Source organism: Nonomuraea sp. NPDC049709 (assembly GCF_040674815.1).
Taxonomy (GTDB): domain Bacteria; phylum Actinomycetota; class Actinomycetes; order Streptosporangiales; family Streptosporangiaceae; genus Nonomuraea.
In genome coordinates, this window is the sequence record NZ_JBFANM010000193.1 from 1 (window position 1) to 2410 (window position 2410).

Annotated in this window: 2 protein-coding genes and 1 pseudogene; all 3 read right to left on the reverse strand. The window is 67.8% G+C overall.

The genetic code is table 11. From position 1 onward, the window contains the following. Nucleotides 1–284: 284 nt before the first annotated feature. Complete coding sequence (locus AB0J69_RS61580; RefSeq protein WP_364138649.1) at nt 285–1775, reverse strand: hypothetical protein; 1491 nt, start codon at nt 1773–1775, stop codon at nt 285–287. A gap of 67 nt (nt 1776–1842) precedes the next feature. Next, nucleotides 1843–2169 carry a helix-turn-helix transcriptional regulator gene (locus AB0J69_RS61585; RefSeq protein WP_364138651.1) on the reverse strand — a complete coding sequence of 109 codons (327 nt, stop codon included), beginning with the start codon at nt 2167–2169 and terminating at the stop codon, nt 1843–1845. Beyond that, nucleotides 2166–2410 (reverse strand): annotated as a pseudogene (locus tag AB0J69_RS61590) (hypothetical protein); the annotation flags it as partial. The gene AB0J69_RS61585 and the pseudogene AB0J69_RS61590, both read right to left, overlap by 4 nt.

The following is a 2410-nucleotide window of genomic DNA, read 5'->3' on the forward strand; positions in this document are numbered from 1 at the left end:
GGTCTCGATCTGCTGCGCCAGCCACCGGGCAGGCGTCACACTGTTGTCCGCGGTCATCGCCGTTCTCCTTCTTGGAATCGTTGCTACGAAGGATCTGTGAGTCTGAGGGTGGCGCTTGAGGCGAAGCGCTGACAGGCTCGGTATCGGCGATCTTGGGTGACTCTCGAAGGATCTGGCCGCCCCGGTGTGCCCTGCGCGTGACGTGTCCCCTGGCTCGCCGATACCGGCCTGGCTCGCCCCGCTGACTTGATCAGAAGCCTGTCCGCCGCTGCCGGCGTGACTCCTCACAGATGTGTCCGCGCGGAGTCGGCGTAGCGGATGGCGGTCTTGGGGTCGAGGCCGAACACCGCGGCCAGGTGCAGCGGGTCCGGACCGCATGCCAGCGCTTCGTCGAGCTGACGGTTGACGCGGAGCCGTTCCAGGGTGGCAGCCTGGCCGCGGAAGGATTCGGTGAGGTGAACCTTGCTGACCGGGCCGGTCTCCATCGCGGTCTGCTGGTTGATGACCAGGTGCGGGTTGGCGGTGTTGGGCCAGCGCGTCTGCCGGTGCTGGAGCCAGCCGTGGAGCATCTGGTAGGTGAGGTCATCCAGGGGGCGGGTCCGTCCGGCGATGGTCAGGCGGCGATTGCCGAGATCGACGTCATCGAGCTGGAGCTCGCGGATCGTCTTCGGACGAGCGGCGTGGACGGCGGACAGCACCACGATGAGCCGGTCCAAGGGCTTGGTGGCAGCCTTCACGGTCTCGTCGATCTCGGTGTCCTGCAGGGGAAGGATCACCTTTCGCGGCTTCTCGCCAACCCGAAGCCGCACGGCGGGATCGCGGAAGATGGCACGGTTCTTTCTGCAGTGGCGAAACAGGGATCGGATGACGCTGATCGTGTGGTGCCGTTCGTGGCCGCTGAGATCGTCGATGACGGCGAGAATGTCCTCACGCGTGACCTCCCGCAGGTGGTCGTAGCGATCGGACCAGGTCAGCAACGCGGGACGCACGGCGCGCAGGTAAGTCCAGACGGTTTCCGGGCTGCGCGGCCGTGACCTGGGGCCGCCCTGTCGCAAGGTTCGGATCCAGTGTTCAACCTCGGCACCGATGCTGGGCGCCAGCTCGGCGACGCTGCGCTGCAGCCAGGACTCGAAGGAGGGGACGCGATCGTCGTCGAACAGGGCGATCCGGTCGAGTACTTCGACGATGCGGCCGACGCTCAGCCCATAAGCGCGCAGCACCGGGAACAGCTCGGAGTAGCGGATCTTGTCGCCGTCGGCGCTGCTGAGCAGGATAACCAAGCCGCGGTCGACGGCGCTGATGACACCTCGGGTCCAGCCGCGCGCCTCACCGAGGGACTGGGCGGCATCCCGTGCTCGGGCCAGCCAGGGATTGGCCAGATCAGCGTGTCGGCGACGGTCGAAGCGCCTGAAGTCCCTGCGGACCTCGACCGGCAGTTTCAACTGGATCCAGCCGGTGGGCGGCGCAGAAAGTGGTGGCTGTGGCGCAGGACGACGGCTTCTGCGGCGACCTGCGCGCCCGACGGGAGAGCTCTTTGACCGCGGGCACTGCAGGTCGGCCAGGAAGAGTTGCTGGTGGTGGATCGTGCGCAGGAACGGTTCCAGGACCGTGCCCCGTGCCTGGGGTGAGTCCTTGGCCTCCAAGCCGGCCTGGATCCAGCACAGCCGGCAATGTCCCTTCTTCAACGGCACGGTCCGGTGACAGGCCGCGCACTGGCCGGGCTCATGGTTCACGCCGAAGGACTGACAGGCTCCGCAAAACAGCCGCAGCGGCAATGATCCCCAAGCTAGGCAGCCAGTGCAGGTCGAGGGCGGTCGCGGGCATCCGCGGTGGCGGGCCATGTCACACCGGCGGCAACGAGCGTCCATCCCGCCGCCTGGGCATTACCGAGGGGCCTCCTGAGGAGACCACCGCAGGCTGATGCTCGGCTGGTTCGTCGGCACGCTTGACCTTGTCGGGCTCGGCGATAAGGACCTCCTCCACGCCGCAGCCGAGGACGGCGCAGATGACGTCGAGGTCGTCGAGCTTGATGCTGGCCGGCTCGCCCGACCACAGCCCGGACATCTTCCCGGCGCTGATCTTCAAGCCGTGCTCAGCGAGCATCCGCTGCAGTTCGCTGGCCTTCCAGATGCCGCGGTTGGCGGCGGCCAGCCGCAGGTTCCACCTCATGTGTTCTCCCTGTTCAGGGTGGGCGCCCTGGTCGGGGACCCGGCCGCAATGCTCACAGCGGTTGCCGCCAGGGCGAGGTTGACCGGGTCCAGGCTGGTGAGCACGTCGCGCAGGTCGACCGAGATGCCGCCGCTCATACTCGCGGCGATCCGCAGCACGGCGCGTTCGCCGCCGCTGCAGGGCAACCGGCCGGCGTTCAGCGCCGTGATCGCCGCGTCCCAGTCGATGAAGGCCAGCGCAG

Excerpts from the sequence above, each read along its gene's own strand:
- AB0J69_RS61585 (WP_364138651.1), bottom strand. The coding sequence starts at position 2,169 with ATGAGGTGGAACCTGCGGCTGGCCGCCGCCAACCGCGGCATCTGGAAG.